This is a genomic window from Lactobacillus sp. VURO6/B1 (VP7) (genome assembly GCF_058139575.1).
In genome coordinates this window covers 192,772-211,955 of sequence record NZ_JBVOWJ010000001.1, presented here as the reverse complement: position 1 = coordinate 211,955, position 19,184 = coordinate 192,772, and the positions used below count along the sequence as shown (strand labels likewise).

Annotated in this window: 16 protein-coding genes; 13 read left to right on the top strand and 3 right to left on the bottom strand. The window is 37.4% G+C overall.

Annotated features, from left to right (window positions below; translation table 11 throughout):
• The first annotated feature begins 17 nt into the window (after positions 1-17).
• Both ACZ2M0_RS00955 and vprA read left to right on the top strand, forming a co-directional pair.
• Entirely contained in the window at positions 18-1,883 is a 1,866-nt protein-coding gene (locus tag ACZ2M0_RS00955) for an FAD-dependent oxidoreductase (protein ID WP_490058192.1), read from the top strand.
• Positions 1,884-1,947: 64 nt separating this feature from the next.
• A complete protein-coding gene (gene vprA / locus ACZ2M0_RS00950; protein ID WP_490058191.1) occupies positions 1,948-3,393 on the top strand; it encodes a vinyl phenol reductase in 1,446 nt (481 codons plus the stop codon).
• A 93-nt stretch (positions 3,394-3,486) separates the two neighbouring features.
• On the opposite strand, the gene add is transcribed toward vprA, so the two are convergent.
• Positions 3,487-4,506, bottom strand: coding sequence for an adenosine deaminase (gene add / locus ACZ2M0_RS00945; protein WP_490058190.1), 1,020 nt, complete (start codon positions 4,504-4,506; stop codon positions 3,487-3,489).
• Positions 4,507-4,684: 178 nt separating this feature from the next.
• Positions 4,685-6,040 carry a threonine/serine exporter family protein gene (locus ACZ2M0_RS00940; RefSeq protein ID WP_490058189.1) on the bottom strand — a complete coding sequence of 452 codons (1,356 nt, stop codon included), beginning with the start codon at positions 6,038-6,040 and terminating at the stop codon, positions 4,685-4,687.
• A gap of 171 nt (positions 6,041-6,211) precedes the next feature.
• Between ACZ2M0_RS00940 and ACZ2M0_RS00935 the strand changes: the two genes are divergently transcribed.
• The 5 genes from ACZ2M0_RS00935 to ACZ2M0_RS00915 all read left to right on the top strand — a co-directional run bounded on the left by ACZ2M0_RS00935 (position 6,212) and on the right by ACZ2M0_RS00915 (position 11,994).
• Entirely contained in the window at positions 6,212-6,661 is a 450-nt protein-coding gene (locus tag ACZ2M0_RS00935; RefSeq protein ID WP_490058188.1) for a MarR family winged helix-turn-helix transcriptional regulator, read from the top strand.
• A gap of 47 nt (positions 6,662-6,708) precedes the next feature.
• Positions 6,709-8,094, top strand: a complete 1,386-nt coding sequence (locus ACZ2M0_RS00930; RefSeq protein ID WP_490058187.1) for an MDR family MFS transporter — start codon at positions 6,709-6,711, stop codon at positions 8,092-8,094.
• 242 nt (positions 8,095-8,336) lie between these two features.
• Entirely contained in the window at positions 8,337-9,092 is a 756-nt protein-coding gene (locus ACZ2M0_RS00925) for a DeoR/GlpR family DNA-binding transcription regulator (RefSeq protein ID WP_187153996.1), read from the top strand.
• Positions 9,092-10,006: a 1-phosphofructokinase gene (pfkB, locus tag ACZ2M0_RS00920; protein WP_490058186.1), complete on the top strand. Its 915-nt coding sequence runs from the start codon at positions 9,092-9,094 to the stop codon at positions 10,004-10,006. The genes ACZ2M0_RS00925 and pfkB overlap by 1 nt, the downstream gene beginning before the upstream one ends.
• Before the next feature lie 17 nt (positions 10,007-10,023).
• Positions 10,024-11,994 (top strand): PTS fructose transporter subunit IIABC, encoded by a 1,971-nt coding sequence (locus tag ACZ2M0_RS00915; RefSeq protein WP_490058185.1) that lies wholly within the window; start codon positions 10,024-10,026, stop codon positions 11,992-11,994.
• 163 nt (positions 11,995-12,157) lie between these two features.
• On the opposite strand, the gene ACZ2M0_RS00910 is transcribed toward ACZ2M0_RS00915, so the two are convergent.
• Entirely contained in the window at positions 12,158-12,757 is a 600-nt protein-coding gene (locus ACZ2M0_RS00910; protein ID WP_490058184.1) for a hypothetical protein, read from the bottom strand.
• Between the two features lie 334 nt (positions 12,758-13,091).
• Between ACZ2M0_RS00910 and ACZ2M0_RS00905 the strand changes: the two genes are divergently transcribed.
• From ACZ2M0_RS00905 to ACZ2M0_RS00880, 6 genes are all read left to right on the top strand, one after another.
• A complete protein-coding gene (locus ACZ2M0_RS00905; protein ID WP_490058208.1) occupies positions 13,092-14,792 on the top strand; it encodes a LytS/YhcK type 5TM receptor domain-containing protein in 1,701 nt (566 codons plus the stop codon).
• A 13-nt stretch (positions 14,793-14,805) separates the two neighbouring features.
• Positions 14,806-15,543: a LytTR family transcriptional regulator DNA-binding domain-containing protein gene (locus ACZ2M0_RS00900; protein ID WP_490058183.1), complete on the top strand. Its 738-nt coding sequence runs from the start codon at positions 14,806-14,808 to the stop codon at positions 15,541-15,543.
• 157 nt (positions 15,544-15,700) lie between these two features.
• Complete coding sequence (locus ACZ2M0_RS00895; protein WP_198179821.1) at positions 15,701-16,135, top strand: CidA/LrgA family protein; 435 nt, start codon at positions 15,701-15,703, stop codon at positions 16,133-16,135.
• Positions 16,135-16,860 carry an LrgB family protein gene (locus ACZ2M0_RS00890; RefSeq protein WP_223902184.1) on the top strand — a complete coding sequence of 242 codons (726 nt, stop codon included), beginning with the start codon at positions 16,135-16,137 and terminating at the stop codon, positions 16,858-16,860. The genes ACZ2M0_RS00895 and ACZ2M0_RS00890 overlap by 1 nt, the downstream gene beginning before the upstream one ends.
• Before the next feature lie 245 nt (positions 16,861-17,105).
• A complete protein-coding gene (locus ACZ2M0_RS00885; protein WP_223902183.1) occupies positions 17,106-18,005 on the top strand; it encodes a metal ABC transporter solute-binding protein, Zn/Mn family in 900 nt (299 codons plus the stop codon).
• 19 nt (positions 18,006-18,024) lie between these two features.
• A complete protein-coding gene (locus ACZ2M0_RS00880; protein ID WP_490058182.1) occupies positions 18,025-19,152 on the top strand; it encodes an SLAP domain-containing protein in 1,128 nt (375 codons plus the stop codon).
• Positions 19,153-19,184: the final 32 nt, after the last annotated feature.

The window sequence follows — 19,184 nt, the reverse complement described above, 5'->3', positions numbered from 1 at the left end:
TGAAAGGGGTCATTTACATGGCAAAAAAAATAACCGAAAATCCAGGCAAATACACTGGTTCTGGTCAAGGTAAGGAAAGTCAAATTAATCTTGAAGTTGAGGTTGACTCAGACAAGATAGTAAATGTTAAACCGTTAGATAAATATGCTCCCGATAGTTTAGCTGATAACGCATTTAAGAAAATGGCACAAAAAATTGTGGATCAGCAATCAGTCGATGTTGATGTTGTTTCTGGTGCTTCTGAAACTTCACATGGCATCATTGAAGGTGTTAAAGAAGCCTTGAATAAGGCAGGGGTTGACTTTGATGCCCTTAAAGAAAATGGTGGCCAAACTGCTGGCAAGAAGGAAGAAACTATTGATGTTGATGTCGCAGTAGTTGGTGCTGGTGGTGCAGGCGTAGCAGCCGCTTTAGCAGCTCGTCAACATGGTGCAAGTGTAGCTTTGCTTGAAAAAACCATTTCTCCACTTGGTGCGACTACTTTTGCTGGTGGTATGTTTGCCGGCGACAGTCAACAACAAAAAGATCAAAATGCGGTTGTTTCTAAGAAATGGCTTTATGACGAATACATGGATGCCTCCCAAGGCTACATGAACTCAATTCTTGTGCGCCGCATTATCGACGAATCAGGTAAGACGGTTGACTGGTTAAATGAAAACGGTGCAATTATGAAATTGGTTGATGCTGGTACTGGTGGCAGTTACGATCATATCGGTATGCCAGCCACTCTTCATGGCTATCAAGAAGGCGGTACCAAGGCTGTAACCAAATTAATTGAAAAATTCAAGTCAATCGGTGGCAAGATGTACTTTGGCTTTGCAGGTAAAAAATTGTTGCAAGATAGTGCAGGTAAAGTCACTGGTTTAATTGCCGAAGGTGATGAAGAAACGCTTCACGTTAATGCTAAGAAAGTAGTCATTGCAACTGGTGGCTTTGGCGGCAGTCCTGAAATGCGCAAAAAGTATCTTGGCGACGTCAGCACGCAAGGTCAAGTTTTGCAAAACACCGGTGATGGCTTGAACATGGCCTGGGATGCTGGTACTGCTCACCACATTAATGGCTCCACTCACTACTTCTGGCAAACTTTTAGTGATAAAGATATTGGCGAAATGGCTAAACTTGTTGGTCCAAACTGGATGCCTGTCAATGCCCTAGCTGATTTTCCTAACTTGCGTGTTAACAACCGTGGTCAACGTTATGCTAGTGAAACCCATGCACTAGATTTCGCTGTTCACGGTGCAGAATTGTCAGAACAACCACAACAAACTGAATTCGTTGTCTTTGACCAGGCAATGCTGGATAAGATTAAAGAAGGCGGAACAGTCGCAATTGAAGACCACTATGGCAAGTGGAAGAATCGCCATCAGTTTTACATGGAATTTAACTTCCCAACGGATACTGATGAAAATATCAAGCACGAACACGAGAAGACTGACTTTACTTCATTACTGAATAAACTGGCTTCAACCAATGTTATTTTTGTTGCAGACACTATCGAGGAATTGGCTGAAAAGATGGGTGTCGACAAAGATAATTTGGCTAAATCAGTTGAGCAATACAATAACGCTAAGAAGAAGGGTGAGGACGACTTATTCTTCTCTGATACCAAGAGAATGATTCCAGTAGAGCAGGGTCCATTTTACGCTGTTAAATTCATTGCCCGTAACCTGGGCACTCTTGGTGGTGCAACCATTGATGAAAAAATGCACGCCTTAGCTCCCAATGGTGAACCAGTACCAAACCTTTATGTAGCTGGTGCCGATGCATCAGGAATGTATGGCAAGGCTTACGTTGATTTTGAAGGTGGTACTTTAGGTTTTGCTTATATTTCTGGTAGACTAGCCGGAATTGATGCGGCTGAAACTGCTAAAGCCGGTAAGTAGATTATGGCAAAAATCATGTATGAATTAATTGATTTGTACATAATTTTTACTAGAGGAACAAATTATGACACAAGAAAAATATGATGTAGTTATTGTGGGAGCAGGTCTTGCAGGCTTTGCTGCTGCAGATGAAGCTGTCGACAATAATTTAAAGACCTTGTTGGTCGAAAAAGGTAAAACAACAGGCGGTACTGGTAATTATGTTGAGGGAGTTTTTGCTGCTGATTCCGAACTGCAAAAAAAGGATAATGCAACTCTTGATAAAGATGATTTGCTCAAAGAGGAGTTAACATATTCGCACTACAAAGCAGACGGCAAAATGTGGCAAAAATACATTGCCAATGCCGGCAAAAATGTTTCCTGGCTCGAAGATCATGGTGCTAAAATTGAAATGGTAGCAAATTTAGGCTCTGGAGCTAGAACTTGGCACTTGTTTAAAGGCAAGGGTCATGATGCCATTCACAATGGCTTGGAACCATATGCTAAGAAGAAGGGCATCACCATAGCTACCTTAACTAGAGTGACTGACTTAAAGCAAAATTCTGACCACACTTTTGATGTGACACTGACTAACGTAGCTGAAAAAGATACTAAAATAATTACTGCCAAAAATGTTGTGCTTGCTACCGGTGGTTATTTAAATGACCAAAAGTTATTAGAAAGTACTCCTCACCAAAATCCAGACAATATTATTCCAGTTAACTCTGGTAAAAACACTGGCGATGGTTTGAGACTTGCCTGGAAGTTAGGTGCTAAGAAGTACTTTACCGGAATGGCAATGATGTTTGGCGGTCAATTGAAAGATAAGACAGTCCCATCATTTAAATTGTGGGGTACTGCTATCTGGAGTTCAGTTTGTGATCAACCGCAAATGTGGGTTAACGAACTGGGCGAGCGCTTTGTCGACGAAAGTGCAGCTGTAGTTAATTGGGCCAATGAAGGCAATTCGATGAACCGTCAGGACCGGGTTTTCTGCATCTTTAGTCAAAAGATTTTGGATGATTTTACTGACAAGTCTTATCCAAGATCCATGAAGCCATTTGTTCCAGAAGACAGATATCCCACTCTGCGTGATGATATTGCCAAAGCTGAAAAAGAAGGCCGCGAATACCTGCACAAAGCTGCAACGCTGGAGGAATTAGCTCAAGAGATTGATACCCCTAACTTAGTGGCATATGTCAATCATTATAATGAAATGGCTGCAAATGGTGAAGATACTGATTTTCATAAGCCAGCTAAATACATGTTGCCAGTAGATGGCGATGGCCCGTTCTATGCTATCGAATTAGGTGTTGGTGCCTATACTACTGGTGACGGCTTGCGGGTTAACACTAATAATGAAGTATTGGATACTAAAGGTAGACCAATTAATGGTTTGTACGCTGTTGGTGGCGATGGCTCTGCAGTTCTTTATGGTGACACCTATGGTGTTAATATTCCGGGAACACATGCAGGGTATTGCATCTTTTCAGGTCGTAATGCAATTAAAGCAATTGCAGCCCGGAAGTAAAATAGTCAAAAAAATAATTTCAAAATAAAACATTATACCAACGAAAAAGCCAACTCATTTAATATGAGCTGGCCTTTTTGTGTGAATTTTAAATTATGCGTTGGCTGTTACAAAGCGATCAATTTCATCTAAATATAATTGTTTTTGTTGTTGACTTATCCAAGAAGTTTCAAAAGAATTTTTAGCAAGTTGTACTACTTGATCTTTACTAAGATCAAATTTTTGTGCTAAAGCATAATAATTGTCGCTAATATAGCCTTTAAAGTAGGCAGGATCATCCGAGTTAATTGATACTTTGACTCCTGCATTCAAAAGGTCAATTACTTCTTTACCCTTCATTTCTGGTGACACAAAGCTATTAGATAGAGGACAAGATGTTAAGCCAATCTGTCTTTTGGCTGCTAATTCTACCAAATCTGGATCTTCCACGATATTGGTACCGTGATCAAGACGTTCAACCTCCATAATTTCTAAAGCCTGACGAATATGTTCGATTGAATCTTTTTGATCAATGTCACAGTGAGTAGTGATGTGCAGTCCGGCAGCTGCTGCATCTTCAAATTGCCGGGCGAACTTTAGCGGTGGATTATTATGCTCATCAGAATCAAGTCCAATGCCAATAATTTTATCCTTGTATTTCAGGCCTTCCTGAAGTGTTTTTCTAGCTGATTCCTTTGAAAAATCACGTAAAAAGCACATGATTAGTCGAGCGTCGACATTTAAAGCTCTGGCATCAATAGTAGCTTGATAAAGTCCATTGAGTACGACTTCAAAAGGAATACCGCGACTAGTATGAGCCTGGGGATCAAAAAAGAGTTCAACGTGTCGTACATTATTTGTAGCAGCTTTAGTTAAGTAGTCCCAAGCCAAGTCATAAAAGTCTTCTTCAGTTTGTAAAACATTCATTGCTGGATAATACACAGCTAAAAATGATGCTAGGTCATGATAGTTATATGTTTTTTGGACATCTTCAATTGTAGCTTGGCCTATATCGACGTGATTGCGTTTAGCTAATTTTAGTTTCAATTCAGGTTCTAAAGTACCTTCAATATGCAAGTGCAATTCGGCTTTAGGCAGGCCACGGGTAAATTCTGGTGTAACAACTGAACTCATGTAATCCTCCTTGACAATGTTCTTGTTTTATATTTATGATTTTAGTTTAGCACAATTTTAATAATAAAAATAGAGCAAAATCCGAACAAATTAAAAGCTATTAGCATATTTATTCCTAATAAAAGACCTAACTAAAAATCTAGTTAGGTAAAATAATTAAAAATTTCACTTAAATATTTTAGTCACAATGACGCCATTTGGCGTCTGTTAAGATCCGAGCAGTAAGTAAACCGATTGGCAGGGAGGTAATAATCATCAGAGCATCCATAATCCAATAAGCACCGACATTAATGTTAGTAATACCAAAATTAAAGACAGCGCGATACATGTATAAACCGGGGACCATGATGACAATTGCGGGAACCGTGATTGCAATGCGGGGGAAACCAACTTTATCCCGCACAAAACTGGCAATTAATCCTGCTAATAATGCTCCGATAAATGCTGCTAGGGCGGCTGGTACGTGATTAAATTCAACTAAACTTAAACGCAAGGTATTTGCTAGAGCACCAATAACTGCCGCTACTGTCGCCATTGATACTTTGGCATTAAACATGATTGAAAAGCCGAAAACACCGCAAAAACTGGCAATAATTCTGAAAGCTGTTAATAATGTTGGATTAAGATTTAATTTGGGCATGGTACCTGGCGACAAATTGAGCATAGTAGCCATGCCCCAGCCTACCATTGCCGCAATCATAACAACTAATATCGCATAAGCCAGCCTTTCAAGACCAGATCGCATATCAAGCTTTGACATATCAAGGCCAGAAGTAATAAAAGGGAATCCAGGTATGACATAAAGCATCGAACCGATGTAACCATAAGCATGATTGTTACTCCAGCCACAAATTAATGTGCCTAATCTAAAACAGATGAAATAAACGGCGCAGGAAATCGCTACGCCAACAGTTATTTTGGCGACCAAAGTAACTTTTTTCTTCCCTAATAATTGGCGCAAATAGTTGCCAATAAAGGCTCCAAAAAATGTGCAAAACATTTCCGGTATTCCGCCACCAAGTAAAAAAATAAAGCTGGCACACGCTAGTCCTGCGCTTAAAGCGGAAATGATTAAAGGATAATTTTGAGTATGACGCTCAATTTGATTCAGTTTGTGGTGAACAGCTCCAATTGTTAAATAATTATTTTCAGTTTCAAATTTACGGACAAATTCTTCCATTTCATTGAGCTTGTTCATATTCACTTCCGTAGTTGGTAAGGAAAGAGTCTGTGAGTATGATTTGTTGTCAACATCAAAGCAGGTATAGCTAATAGTTACTAAACCAATATCAGCTGAACAAGTGATTTTAAGTGCTCGTGCAATGGTATTCATAGAATCACGTACGCGCCAGGCTCCAGTCCCGCATTGCAGCAGCATTATACCGATTCTGCCGACTAAAGATCCTTTTTCTACCAAAGTGATATCTTTGACTAAAGTATCATCTGAACTTTTGAAGAACTCTTTCCAATGAATTCTCATATGGTGTTTGCTAGAAATCTTGGGATATGATGCTGGAGTCTGCTTGTCTTTCATAACTAAATATATAACCCTTCTTTTGATAACGTAATATTTTAATTTTACCACACTCGTGGTTGGACCAATTTTGTAGAATTGAGTTTTTAAAAACATGTTTATTATAAAAAAGTGTAGTATACTACAGTATAATAAAATATTTGTGTGAGATTTACGTCTAAAGGAATTAATATGACAACTTTTTTGAATCGAATTGGTCCCAAAATTAAAATTGCGAATACTTTGATTGAAAAGGAATTAAACAAGCAGTTTGCAGAAATCTTTAGAGATTATTCTTTAACAGGTGCCCAAATTTCTCTGATGATTTATTTATATGAATCAAAAGCACGGCAAATTACCCAAAAAGAAGTGGCAGATGCGTTTGTGCTGAGTCATCCTACAATTAGAGGAATAGTTAAACGGTTAGAAGCAAATAAGTTAATTGTTACGTCGCGTTTAGAAAATGATCAAAGGCAAATTGTTTTAAGGCTTTCGGATAAAGGCTTTCATTTAATTGACAAAAATATTGCCAAGATTCGCACAATAATGACAAATATTAATACTCGTATTACCAAGGGGTTGTCTCAGCAAGAAATTTTAAATCTTGAACAAGTTTTAAAAAGAATTTCGGATAATTTTTAATTATTATTAGCAAAAGTGTAGCATGCTATATATATGAAAGGATAAAAATGATCAAAAATATTTCTAGTAAAAAAAGAAATTTAATGATGGCTGTTTTACTATTTGGAGCATTTGTTTCGCTGTTGGCCGAAACTTTTCTCAATAATGCTCTGCCAACAATAATGACGGTTTTTAAAGTTAATCAATCAACTGCTCAATGGCTTACTACTTCTTATTTATTGGTCGTAGGGCTAATGATTCCCATGTCGGCATGGATCTTTGAGTCATTTAACTTAAGACAAAACTTTTTAACAATGATGCTTATTTTTTTAGCAGGTTCACTTATTTGTGTTTTTGCGCCTAATTTTCCGGTGCTATTGCTAGGCAGAATTATTGAAGCAGTTGCGGCTGGTAGTTTAATGCCTTTTATTCAAAATGTCATTTTACTTATGTTTCCTCCTGAAAAAAGAGGTGTGGCGATGGGAATTACTGGTTTGGTAATTGGTTTTGGACCTGCTGTTGGTCCCACAATTTCAGGATTAATTTTAAAATATGCAGACTGGCAAATGCTTTTTATCATTTTAAGTATTGCCAGTGGTATAGTTGCCATTTATGCAGTTTTTTGTATACAAAATATCACTGAGCCACATAGAAACACTACCGATTTAATATCATTTATTGAATCAATTGCCGGCTTTGGTTTAATTTTGTACTCGCTGTCAGATATTGGTAACACTGGTAAAATTACGATTGCAATAGCTGCATTCTTTACAATAGGTCTGCTAATTATTCTGTTATTTTGTCGTCGGCAGTTGCATATGAAAAAACCTTTGCTTAATATTAGAGTTTTTCAAAATTTAAAATTTGATTTGTGTACTTTATTAAGTACTATTAGCAACATTTCAATGGTAGGAATTGAATTAGTTTTACCTTTATATTTACAAACTACTAGACAAGAGAGCGCATTAACCTCTGGTTTAGTAATGATGCCAGGGGCTCTATTAATGATCATTTGCAATCCTGTATCGGGCGTTTTATTTGATAAATTTGGTATTAAAAAATTGGCACTTTTTGGTTTTTCTATGCTTTTATTAGGGACGTTCCCAATGACTGTTTTTAATAGCAAAACAAGTCTGGCTTTAATTAGTTTATGCTATGCCTTACGCATGGTAGGCGTATCTTTTACTATGATGACCACGTTTACCGCAGGTATTAATGTGGTAGAACCTCAAATGACTGCACATGCTAATGCGGGTTCTTCTACGGTAAGACAAATCGGTGGCTCACTGGGAACGGCGTTATCAATGTTAGTAATTAGCTTGTGTGCGAGTGGTACTTCAAATGCTGAGACTGCAAATTTGACAGTTGCATACCGCTGGGGTTTTGTCTTAATGCTGACTTTTGCAATAATCGGATTTTTAGGCTCATTATTCTTGTCTGAAAAAGAAAAATAAAAAATTTTTTGAATTAACCACAAATAAGGCAAAACTAGTTAAGATTTTACTGTTGCTTGTTTTTAAGTAATATCAACTAATAATTCAGTATTAGTTAAACTTGAATTATCAGTTGCTTTTTTTATTTATATGACTAAAAAATGTTAAGCTTGCTCGATTTTGCAAGGAAATGAAGAATTATGATTGAAAATGATTGCTTTTAAACGCCGAAGCGAATAAAATACTGTCTGGAGGTGAAATGTATGTTAACGCAGGAACGGCAAAAAGTGATTGAAGACTACGTTAACCAGCATGGACTGTGCCGAGTGAGCGATCTTTGTTCAATGACTTCAACATCCGAATCAACGATTAGGCGTGATCTTAACCAGATGGAAGAACAAGGCTTAATCAAAAGAGTGCATGGTGGCGCGCAGTCAGTCAAAAGTTTCACTCATGATGTGTCGCAACACATTCGTTTTTCAATGAATCATAATGATAAAAAACTAATCGCTCAGTATGCTGTTAAAAACTATGTCCATCAAGATGATTACATTTTTATTGACGCAGGTACGACAACTTATGAAATGGTTCCTTTTATTGCCATGACTCCAGGAGTAACGATTGTCACAAATGGTTTAGAAACTGCACTTTGTGCCCTTAATCATGGAATTGAGACTATACTTTTAGGTGGTCGGATTAAAGAAAATACTCATGCTGTGGTGGGGCAAACTGCTCTAAAGCAATTGCAGCAAATGAACTTTTCTGCCAGTTTCGTTGGCACCAATGGACTTGATAGCCAGGGGAACTTGACTACACCCGATACTGAAGAAGCAGCAATTAAGAAAATTGAAATTGCTCAGGCCGATCAGGCATACATTTTGACCGATACTTCTAAAATTGGAGAGCGCAGTTTTGCGACTTTTGCACAAGTCAAAGACGTAACAGTTCTTACTACTTCTTTAAGTGCCAAGAATAAAAAATTGTTGCCCGCTAAAATTAATTTGAAGGAGATTTGCTAATGATTTATACGGTTACCGTTAATCCTGCTTTGGATTATGTAATTCAATTAGAGCAGGTTAACCGTGGTGAAGTTAATCGTGCTGATAACTGCACGTTTTTGGCTGGTGGCAAGGGAATTAATGTTTCCCAAATTCTTAACCAGTTGAATATAGATAATACTGCCTGGGGCTTTGTTGGTGGCTTTACGGGTAAAGAGTTGGTACGTCAGCTAAACCAGCGCCGCATTGTTAATGATTTTGTCACTATTTCTGATGTGACTCGCGTGAACGTGAAAGTACATGCAGAAGAGGAGTCAGAGATTAATGCCGCTGGTCCTAATATTACAGATCAGGAAATAACCGCTTTTAAAGCACGCCTTAGCGATTTGCAAAAAGGTGACATTGTGGTTTTGAGTGGTTCATTAACACCAAGCTTGCCAGTTGATTTTTATAAAGAACTTCTACCTATTATTAAAGAAGCAGGAGCAGAATTTGTAATTGACACTACTGGTCAAGCTTTACTTGATACTTTGAGTTATAAGCCGCTGGTAATTAAACCCAATCATCACGAACTAGCTGACTTATTCAAAACTACATTTAAGTCAGATCAGGAGATGCTTGAGTGTGCACGCAAATTGCTTGACATGGGTGCACAAAATGTTATGGTCTCCATGGCTGGTAAAGGTGGTTACTTGATTACACCTAAGCATTTTTATCATGCTAAAGCAGCTGTTGGTACTGCCGTTAATTCGGTTGGTGCAGGAGACTCCATGACAGCTGGCTTTGTCGGTACTTATGTTAAAACGAAAGATTCGGCCGCAAGTTTCCGTATCGGTATGGCCTGTGGTGCTGCCACAGCCTTTACTAAAGATATTGCAGTTAAAAGTCAGATTGATGCGGTCTTGCCGCAAATTAATGTTGAAGAAATTTCGTAATTTGAGGAGAATTTAAAATGAAAATTAAAGATATTTTGGCTCCTGAATCCATGATTATGGCGCTTAAAGCGACTAATAAGGAAGATGCTGTTAAGGAAATGGCAGACTTGGAAGTCAAAACAGGCATCGTCAATGACGAAGATGAATTCATTAAGTCAATTTGGGCTCGTGAAAATGAATCTACCACCGGTATTGGTGATGGAATTGCAATGCCTCATGCCCGTAATAAGACAATTAACAAGGCACGCGTGCTTTTTGCTAAAAGCGAAAAAGGAATTGATTATAATTCGCTTGATGGTCAACCAGTTCATTTATTCTTTATGATTACTGCACCTGATGGTGCTGATAACACTCACCTTGAAGCTCTAGCTAAGTTATCTGGTTTACTAATTGATCCTGACCTTGTTAGCGCACTTAAAGAGGCGCAAACTCCTGAAAAAGTGATTCAGCTTTTTGAAGACGCTGAAAAACAAAAGGATCAAGACAAGCAAGCTGAAAAAGCGCAGGCTGCAAGCACAAATGACTCTAATAAGGAAGAAAAACCTTTAATTGTTGGTGTTACTGCTTGTATTAACGGTATTGCCCACACTTATATGGCTCAAGAGGCTTTGATCAAGGCCGGTAAAAAACGCGGCGTTGATGTCCGCATTGAAACCAACGGCTCAGAAGGTGTCAAAGATAAATTGACAGCTGCTGAAATTAGCCGTGCTCAAGGTGTTGTCATTGCCTCGGACAAGAAAGTTGATATGCCACGCTTTGATGGCAAGCCGTTAATTTCTCGTCCAGTTGTTGACGGCATTAACAAACCTGACGAATTGATTGCTAATATTTTGGATTCTAAAGCTAGCGTTTACCATTCAAACGGTGAGAAGAGCAGCGATGATAATGACAATGCTAAAGAAGGCGTTTGGGGTTCAATCTACAAAAACCTTATGAACGGAGTTTCCCACATGTTGCCATTTGTTATCGGTGGCGGTATTTTAATGGCAATCTCCTTTATTGTGGAAAACTATGCTGGTGGTCCAAAATCTCCTGCATTTATTTTCTTGAACAATGCCGGTAACATGGCATTTGCTTTCATGGTGCCAATTTTGTCAGGTTACATCGCTGAATCAATCGGTGACTTGCCTGCTTTAATGCCCGGTTTTGTCGGTGGTTTTATGGCCACGGTTTATAGTGGTGCGTACGGTGGTGCTTATGTTGCCAATGTGGTAACTAATGCTAAATCACCTGCCGGTTTCTTAGGCGGACTTGCTTCCGGATTTATTGCTGGTTATTTAGTAGTCGGTTTAAAGAAATTATTTGCCAAGTTGCCTAAGTCTCTTGAAGGAATGAAGCCAATGCTCATTTATCCAATCTTGAGCCTGCTCTTCATAGCCCTGATCATGTACTACGTTGTTAACCCAGTCTTTAGTGCGGTTAACTTTGCCATTACTAACTTCTTAAACCAAATGGGTACGGGCAACTTAGCTGTTTTGACAACTATTTTAGCTGCCATGATGTCAATTGATATGGGTGGACCTTTCAACAAGGCTGCTTATGTCTTTGCTTCAGGTGCTTTTGCCAATGATCCTCATTCAACTGTTGCTGCTGTAATGATGGCTGCCGTAATGGTTGGGGGTATGGTACCACCATTTGCGACTGCAATTGGTACGACCTTCTTTAAGAATAAATATACTTTGGATGAGCGCCGTGCAGGTTTAACCAACTGGATTTTAGGCTTTTCATTTATTACCGAAGGTGCTATTCCGTTTGCTGCAGCTGATCCTGGACACGTTCTGCCTTCATGTATCATTGGTTCTGCCGTTGGTGGTGCTCTAGTGGGCATATGGCGCATCGGTGTTCCTGCACCTCACGGTGGTCTCTGGGTGTCACCACTTGCTAACCATATTGTGCTTTACTTTGTTGCTACTATTATTGGCTCCATTGTTGCAGGTGTCATTTTAGGTCTGTGGAAAAAGCCGGTTAACCAACAAGAAGATAAATAACAAAATTTAATTGAATTATACAAAAACTGCACTGGGCTGTTTAAAAAGCTCAGTGCAGTTTTTGCTTGTAAATTAATGCTTATCAGCTGAATGTCTTCAATTATATAGATCACTCTATTGCATTATAAATAAAAGATTAAAAAATATTGACTACATAAAAACGTTAATATAAAAATCCTTTGTATTCATGTAATGACCATTTCCGGGCCAATTTCTTGGAACGGTACCAGTGAGCACAATTGTGTATTTTGCTGCCATGCATAACATTAGCCTCAGTTAATACTTGATGTCCTTTAAGCTTCGACACGTTGTAGAAAAGACCTCCGTCTTCTTCGTGACCGCCAATGGCATTAGTTGAGTTCCACTGTTTTACATTCAACCATTTATGGCCACCTTCTTTTTTATAACCAGTTAGAAACTCCCAATGTAAAGCTTTATTATCATCGCTGCCAAGTGCATCTGTGGCAGTATGTGGGATATATTTATGTAAAACTTTGGAATTAGTTCCCATCTTCATTTTTTTAGGGTTTTCGCCATAATAATACGTTCTGGTAACTTTAGTTTTGGTAAAAGTTTCTTTGGTGACGAACGGATAATTTGTATCCTCTTTATTGAAAAAATACCAGTTGCCCCGCATTGCCTTAGGATAAACGGTTGGTACTTTTTTAGCTTCTACAGTAGTTGCGGAATTGTTGATCTGACTTCCAACTGTCCCCAAGCTTATTAAAGCAATGACTGAAATTAGTAATTTCTTTAGTTTCATTTTTCTCTCCTTTTAAACTGCTTTAGCAATTAATATATTACTAATGGTATCACTTGACAGCAAATAAATAAAAGCAAATTATCAGTTAGATGACTGCCCTTTATCTGTTTAATAAATTTCATAAGCAATAAGTTTCAAAAATCATAGTGAATTTGAAGCAGGGATTTCACCATTTCAAGCATTATTTTGTGCAGTTGAATACGATTTCCATTGCGTAAACTGAAAAAATTGTCATACTTATATGATATAAGAGGTTTATTCCAGCTTAGTTTACGGATTGGAGAAAAACGTGTTCAGTCTATTCATATTATTATCAGAACGCCTGGGTATTATTATGATTCTGGCGTTTCTCCTTGTTAACATGCGCTTTTTTAGAGATTTAATTGAAAAAAGAACCCTAAAATCGCAAATCTGGTTATTTATCATTTTTTCACTCTTCGTTGTCATTGCCAATCTCACTGGTGTTGAAATTTCAAGTTCTAAGGAAATTATTACCCCTTTAATTATTACTGGTTTGCCCCAGTCTGACTCAATAGCAAATACCAGGATGTTAGTTATCACTACTGCTAGTTTGACTGCTGGACCCTATGTAGGACTTCTAGTTGGTTTGGTAGGTGGCTTGCACCGAGTAATTTTTGGTGGCTTTTCGGATTATTTTTATATTGTCAGTTCAGTTCTAATCGGATATTTAATTGGCGTTTTAGGTGATAAGGTTAAGAAAAATAATTTGTATCCTTCTACTTTTTGGGTAGCAGTTTTATCTTTTTTAGCAGAACTCATTCAGATGGCCTTTATTTTTGCATTTCACGGTTTCGGCTTGATCAAATTAATTTTTATACCCATGATATTATTGAATACAATTGGCTCTTGTTTGTTTATAGAAATTTTGAAAACTTATTTATCAAATGAGCGTCAATTACGGGCTGTGCAAACTAAAGATGTTTTGGAATTGGCTAATAAAACATTGCCTTATTTTCGTCATGGCCTGGATCCAGATTCTGCTCAGCATGTCTGCAAAATTATTAAAAAATATACTAACTTTGATGCGGTGGGCTTAACTGATCGTGTTAATGTATTGGCTCATGTTGGTGCGGGGCAAGATCACCACATTGCAGGAGAACCGGTGATAACTGATCTATCCAAAACGGTTATTGCTAGTGGAAAAGAAAAACTGGCACATTCAAAAGAAGAAATTGGTTGTCCTCATCCAGATTGTCCCTTAGCTTCCGCAATTGTTTGTCCTTTGCAGGTGAATAAAAAAACGATTGGCGCACTAAAACTGTACTTTTGTGCTAAACAAGAAATGACTGTAGTCGAAGAAAATCTGGTTCGCGGTTTGGCTATGATTTTTTCCGGACAACTGGCTATTGGTATTGCAGAACAGCAGACCAGTTTAGTAAACGAAGCAGAAATACGAGCATTGCAAGTGCAAATTAATCCGCATTTTTTCTTCAACGCAATTAATACAATTGGAGCCTTAATGAGGGTTAACGTTAGCGAGGCTCACAGAGCTTTAATGCAGCTTAGTACATTTTTTAGGTTAAGCTTGAAAAATGGTCAGGCAAAAGAAATTACACTTAAGCAGGAAAAAAGATATGTTAGTGCTTATACCGGAATTGAAGAATTGCGTTTTCCACATAAATTTACAATTGATTATCAAATCAGTGTGCCGGATAGTACGCTGCTGCCATCGTTTTGTTTACAAATCTTTGTGGAAAATGCTATCAAGCATGCTTTCAAAGGCAGAAAAACTGGTAACAAAATTATCATTAATTTAAGTCAAAAAAATGCTTACTTGCAGATTTTAGTAAGTGATAATGGCGTTGGTATTAAATCGGAAATTTTAAAAAGGCTGGGTCAAGAACCAATAAGTGAATCTGGTGGCAGCGGGACAGCACTTTATAATTTAAATAAACGGCTGATAGGCTTATATGGTACTAATAGCCAATTGCATATCAAAACTGGTGAGAAGGGAACGACATTTCAAACCGAGATACCACTAAAACAAGCTGAAAAAAATGATTTTGAAGGTTAAGAGGGAGCTAAAAATGAGAATTTTGGTAGTTGATGATGAACCACTAGCCCGCACTGAATTATCTTATTTGATCAAAAAAAGTTCAGTTTTAAATAAGCAAAACGTCAAACTCTATGAAGCAGAGGATGTCAAAGAAGCACAGGGAACGTTGCTTAAATATAAAATTGATCTGCTATTCTTAGATATTTCACTTAATGAAGAAAATGGCTTTGAGCTGGCCGATGAATTGAAACAACTGAGCTATTCACCGATGATTGTATTTGCTACTGCGTATGATAACTATGCTGTGAAGGCTTTTGATGTTGGTGCACTTGACTATGTACTGAAGCCGTTCGAACAAGAGAGGGTTGATCAAGCACTGCAAAAGGCTGTGAAAGTTTTAAATAGTCAAAATAACAATTCTGTGCAGGCTCAAAAAGCGGGAAGTGATGTTCTTAGTATTGAGCTTGAAGATCGTAATGTGGTTATTAAGAAACTGGAAGTTATAGCTGCAACAGTTAATAATGGTGTACTAACAATTGAAACAAGCAAGCAAAAATACGAAACACGCAAGACCTTAGCTTGGCTCAAGGAACGATTAACAGATTCATGCTTTCTACAAGTCCATAGAAATGCAATTGTAAATATTGAAGATATTAAGGAGGTCCAGCCCTGGTTTAATCACACATTGATGTTAATTATGAATAATAATTCCAGAGTTCAGGTAGGTCGATCCTACCGTAAAGAATTAAATCAAAAATTAGGTTTGTAAATAGTTCTCTAATTTATAATGACTTGTGAATTTGCTTTAGTGCAGTTCACGGGTCATTTTTTGCAATTCGCGAGTTAATCGCTTACAAAAATCGCATTTTCTATTATCTTATTACTTGAAAGCAAGAAAGCTGAATATGAGAAAGGAAATCGATCTTATGAAAAAAGAAAAAACAAAATCAGCTCCGATTTTAGTACAAATGTTTATTTATGCTGCAATTTTGTTTGTGGCACAAGTAATTTCTGATTTGATGCCCAAGTCTTTTCCCGTACCGACTCCAGTAATAGGGTTAGTTTTGCTTTATTTTTTATTAACGGTTCACGTAATTAAAGTTGAATGGGTTGATTCTTTTGGCAGCGCATTAATCTCACTAATTGGTTTTATGTTTGTTCCATCTGGAATTTCATTAGCCGCAAATTTAAAGATTATGCGGGAACAGGGAATCCAACTGATTATAGTGGTAATAGCTTCTACAATCATTTTATTAGTTGTAACTGCTTATACAACTAAGTTCTTTAGTTGGGTTATAGGAAAAGTAACTAATAATCAACTAACTGTTATTAATCACAAAAAAGTAGGGGATGTTAAATAATGCAATATATTACGAATCCATTATTTGGAGTTTTCTTATCATTAATTGTATTTTTAACCGGACAATGGCTGTTCAAAAAATCAAAAGGTTTTTTCCTTTTTCAACCACTCTTTGTAGCAATGGTTTTGGGAATAGCAATTCTGATTATCCTTGCTAAGTGCTTTGACGTTTCAACAGCTACTGTTTATGCTAAGGCTTATAAACCAGGTGGAGATATTATTTTCTGGTTCATTACGCCAGCTACAATTGCTTTCGCAGTACCATTGTATAAGCGTAATGATGTTGTAAAGAAAAACTGGCTGGTTATTCTTTTAGGATTAGTTTTTGGTACGCTAATTTCAATGGTTTTAATAACACTTGTCGCTAAAGCAGTTGGTTTAAATACTGTTGGAATAAAGTCAATGCTAAGTCAGTCTGCTACTACTGCAGTAGCTATGCCAATAACAAAAGCTATCGGGGGCAATGCTTCCGTTACAGCTATGGCTTGCATACTTAATGCTGTAGTAATTTACGCCTTAGGCAAGCAATTAGTTAAGTGGTTTAACTTGAATAGTGATCCAGTGGGAACTGGCTTGGGCTTAGGTTCTGCAGGACATACTATCGGTTCGGCTTTTGCATTGGAAATGGGTTCTGTGCAAGGAGCTACTGCTGCAGTGGCAGTTGTTGCGACAGCTTTAGTAGATAATCTGTTAGTTCCGGTTTTTGCCCATTTAATTGGGTTGTAGTTTATAATTTTATAGTTGTTTTGTTTACTTACTCAGAAAGCACGCGAATTTATGGCGTGCTTTTTGATTACCGTAAATTTATTTTTTTAAAGCAATGAAATTGTAACAAAACTATAATAGGGCGTTGCTTTTAAAGCAATCCCTAATTAGTGTATAATGGTTATTAATTGTAAGTAACTTTTATTTTGTACTGCAATTAAAAAGTTGCCTTATTACTTAAAAACTACACTTAAATACGAAAAGGAATGACAACAATATTGAAATTTGTTAAATTTAAAAAATTATTTGCTGCAGTTACCTTATTAGGCATAGTTCTTTTAACATTAGGTGCATGTTCACAAAAGTCACACAAAAGCAGTAAGATATCAATTATGACGACGACGAATGTCTATTCTGACATTGCTCAAAATATAGTTGGCAAATATGGCAAAGCAGAAGCAATTATTAAAAAATCAGCAATTGACCCTCACGATTTTCAACCCACTACTAACGATGCCAAGGCTCTATCTAACGCAGACATAGTAATAGAAAATGGCCTAGGTTACGACAGCTGGATGGATAAATTGGCTTCTTCGGTTGACAAAAAGCCGGTTCGCGTTGGGGAAGACTTGATGAGTAAAAAAAAGGGGGATAATCCACATATTTGGTTTGATTTGACTATGCCCACCAAGTATGTTAATTACTTAGTTAAGAGCTTGTGCAAAAAAGATCCTAAGCATGCTCGTTATTACAGAAAAAATGGGAAAAGATATTTAGCTGAAATTGCCCGTATTAAAAGGGCTTCTGCTAAATTAAGTCATCACATTGAAAAGCCCGTTTATGTAAGTGAGCCGGTTTTTGACTATGCGTTAAGTTCTGTCAACATTAAAGTCGCAAATAAAGATTTTGAGAAAGCAATCCAAAATAATACAGATCCGAGTCCTGCTGCTGTTCAAAAAATGACTGATGGCATTAAGAAACGGAAAATTGCATTTTTTGTGATCAATGAACAAACTTCAAGTTCTACAGTAGACACTTTTCTAAAATTGGCTAAAAAGCAAAATATTCGTATCTTAAAAGTAAGAGAGACCATCCCGGATAATACTAATTATCTTGACTGGATGAATGATAGTTATCAGGATTTGGCTGAAGTAGTCCGAAAATGATTATTATGAGGCGTTAAAAATGAAGAAATTGATTGCCGTTTTAGCTTTAGGAGCGAGCATTGCAACTATTGCTGCTCCAGAGACGACGATAGTACAAGCAAGTACAATTAATGATACTGCTAAACAAAATAGTTTCAGCGGTGTAACTTATGCAGAGCAAGTATTGGCGCAAGAAGGTATCAAATACAACGATTTTTCTGCTGCTAATCCAATTAATTATCGCAATGGTAAGCCTGAAGGTGTTGTTATCCATGAAACTGCAACACCCAATGCTACTGCACGTAATGAATGTATTTATTTTAACCGTGAATGGATGAATATTTATTCTTATGTTCATGCTTTTGTGGATAAAACAGGTGTCATTCAAATGACAAGCCCAGATTACGGTGTATGGGGTGCTGGTCCTGTTGCTAACAACCGTTTTGTTCAGGTAGAACTATGTGAAGAAAACAATCTGGCTGATTTTGCCAAAGGCGTGAATAATGATGCAATTTATGTTGCGCAAATTTTGCACAGATATAATTTGGAACCTGACAACGCTGTTCATGATGGCAAAGGGACAATTTGGTCTCACCATGCTGTGTCTACCTTTTTAGGAGGTACTGATCATACTGATCCAGATGGTTACTTTGCTAAATGGGGTTATTCAATGGATGATTTCTTTGATCTGGTTAAATATTATTATGATCAAGGAACGCCAGCTGATAATGCACCTGTTGATAATGATACAGTAACTCCACCAGCACCTGCAGCACCTGCTAAAAAGCCGGCTGTTCTACCTAAGCCAGTTGCTACCAAAGTCTTAATTCATAATGCATTGGTTTATGATGAAAATGGTGTGGCGACTGATTTACCAACTAAAAAGGCTGGTACCAAGTTAACAATTTATGGCAATCAAACCATTAAAAAAAGAAAGTATTTGCAAATAGGTGTTAATCAATATGTTGTTGCCAGCAACGTTGAAGGCAAATTACGTCCATTAAGCCATAATGCTTACCTTTACGATGGCAAAGGGAAACGGGTTGGTACAAACAAGTTATACCGTGGCAATTATGTGCGTACATATGGCGGTCGCGTTAAGATTAAGGGTCGTAAATATTACCCAATTGATGTTAATCAATTTGTCAAAGTGGGCAATTTTAAGTAGATAATATAGGAAAATGCAAATTGTCTGATATT

Bases quoted from the DNA above. Each gene is read 5' to 3' on its own strand.
- ACZ2M0_RS00955 (WP_490058192.1), top strand. From the start codon at position 18: ATGGCAAAAAAAATAACCGAAAATCCAGGCAAATACACTGGTTCTGGT.
- vprA (WP_490058191.1), top strand. From the start codon at position 1,948: ATGACACAAGAAAAATATGATGTAGTTATTGTGGGAGCAGGTCTTGCA.
- add (WP_490058190.1), bottom strand. From the start codon at position 4,506: ATGAGTTCAGTTGTTACACCAGAATTTACCCGTGGCCTGCCTAAAGCC.
- ACZ2M0_RS00940 (WP_490058189.1), bottom strand. From the start codon at position 6,040: ATGAAAGACAAGCAGACTCCAGCATCATATCCCAAGATTTCTAGCAAA.
- ACZ2M0_RS00935 (WP_490058188.1), top strand. From the start codon at position 6,212: ATGACAACTTTTTTGAATCGAATTGGTCCCAAAATTAAAATTGCGAAT.
- ACZ2M0_RS00930 (WP_490058187.1), top strand. From the start codon at position 6,709: ATGATCAAAAATATTTCTAGTAAAAAAAGAAATTTAATGATGGCTGTT.
- ACZ2M0_RS00925 (WP_187153996.1), top strand. From the start codon at position 8,337: ATGTTAACGCAGGAACGGCAAAAAGTGATTGAAGACTACGTTAACCAG.
- pfkB (WP_490058186.1), top strand. From the start codon at position 9,092: ATGATTTATACGGTTACCGTTAATCCTGCTTTGGATTATGTAATTCAA.
- ACZ2M0_RS00915 (WP_490058185.1), top strand. From the start codon at position 10,024: ATGAAAATTAAAGATATTTTGGCTCCTGAATCCATGATTATGGCGCTT.
- ACZ2M0_RS00910 (WP_490058184.1), bottom strand. From the start codon at position 12,757: ATGAAACTAAAGAAATTACTAATTTCAGTCATTGCTTTAATAAGCTTG.
- ACZ2M0_RS00905 (WP_490058208.1), top strand. From the start codon at position 13,092: ATGATTCTGGCGTTTCTCCTTGTTAACATGCGCTTTTTTAGAGATTTA.
- ACZ2M0_RS00900 (WP_490058183.1), top strand. From the start codon at position 14,806: ATGAGAATTTTGGTAGTTGATGATGAACCACTAGCCCGCACTGAATTA.
- ACZ2M0_RS00895 (WP_198179821.1), top strand. From the start codon at position 15,701: ATGAAAAAAGAAAAAACAAAATCAGCTCCGATTTTAGTACAAATGTTT.
- ACZ2M0_RS00890 (WP_223902184.1), top strand. From the start codon at position 16,135: ATGCAATATATTACGAATCCATTATTTGGAGTTTTCTTATCATTAATT.
- ACZ2M0_RS00885 (WP_223902183.1), top strand. From the start codon at position 17,106: ATGACAACAATATTGAAATTTGTTAAATTTAAAAAATTATTTGCTGCA.
- ACZ2M0_RS00880 (WP_490058182.1), top strand. From the start codon at position 18,025: ATGAAGAAATTGATTGCCGTTTTAGCTTTAGGAGCGAGCATTGCAACT.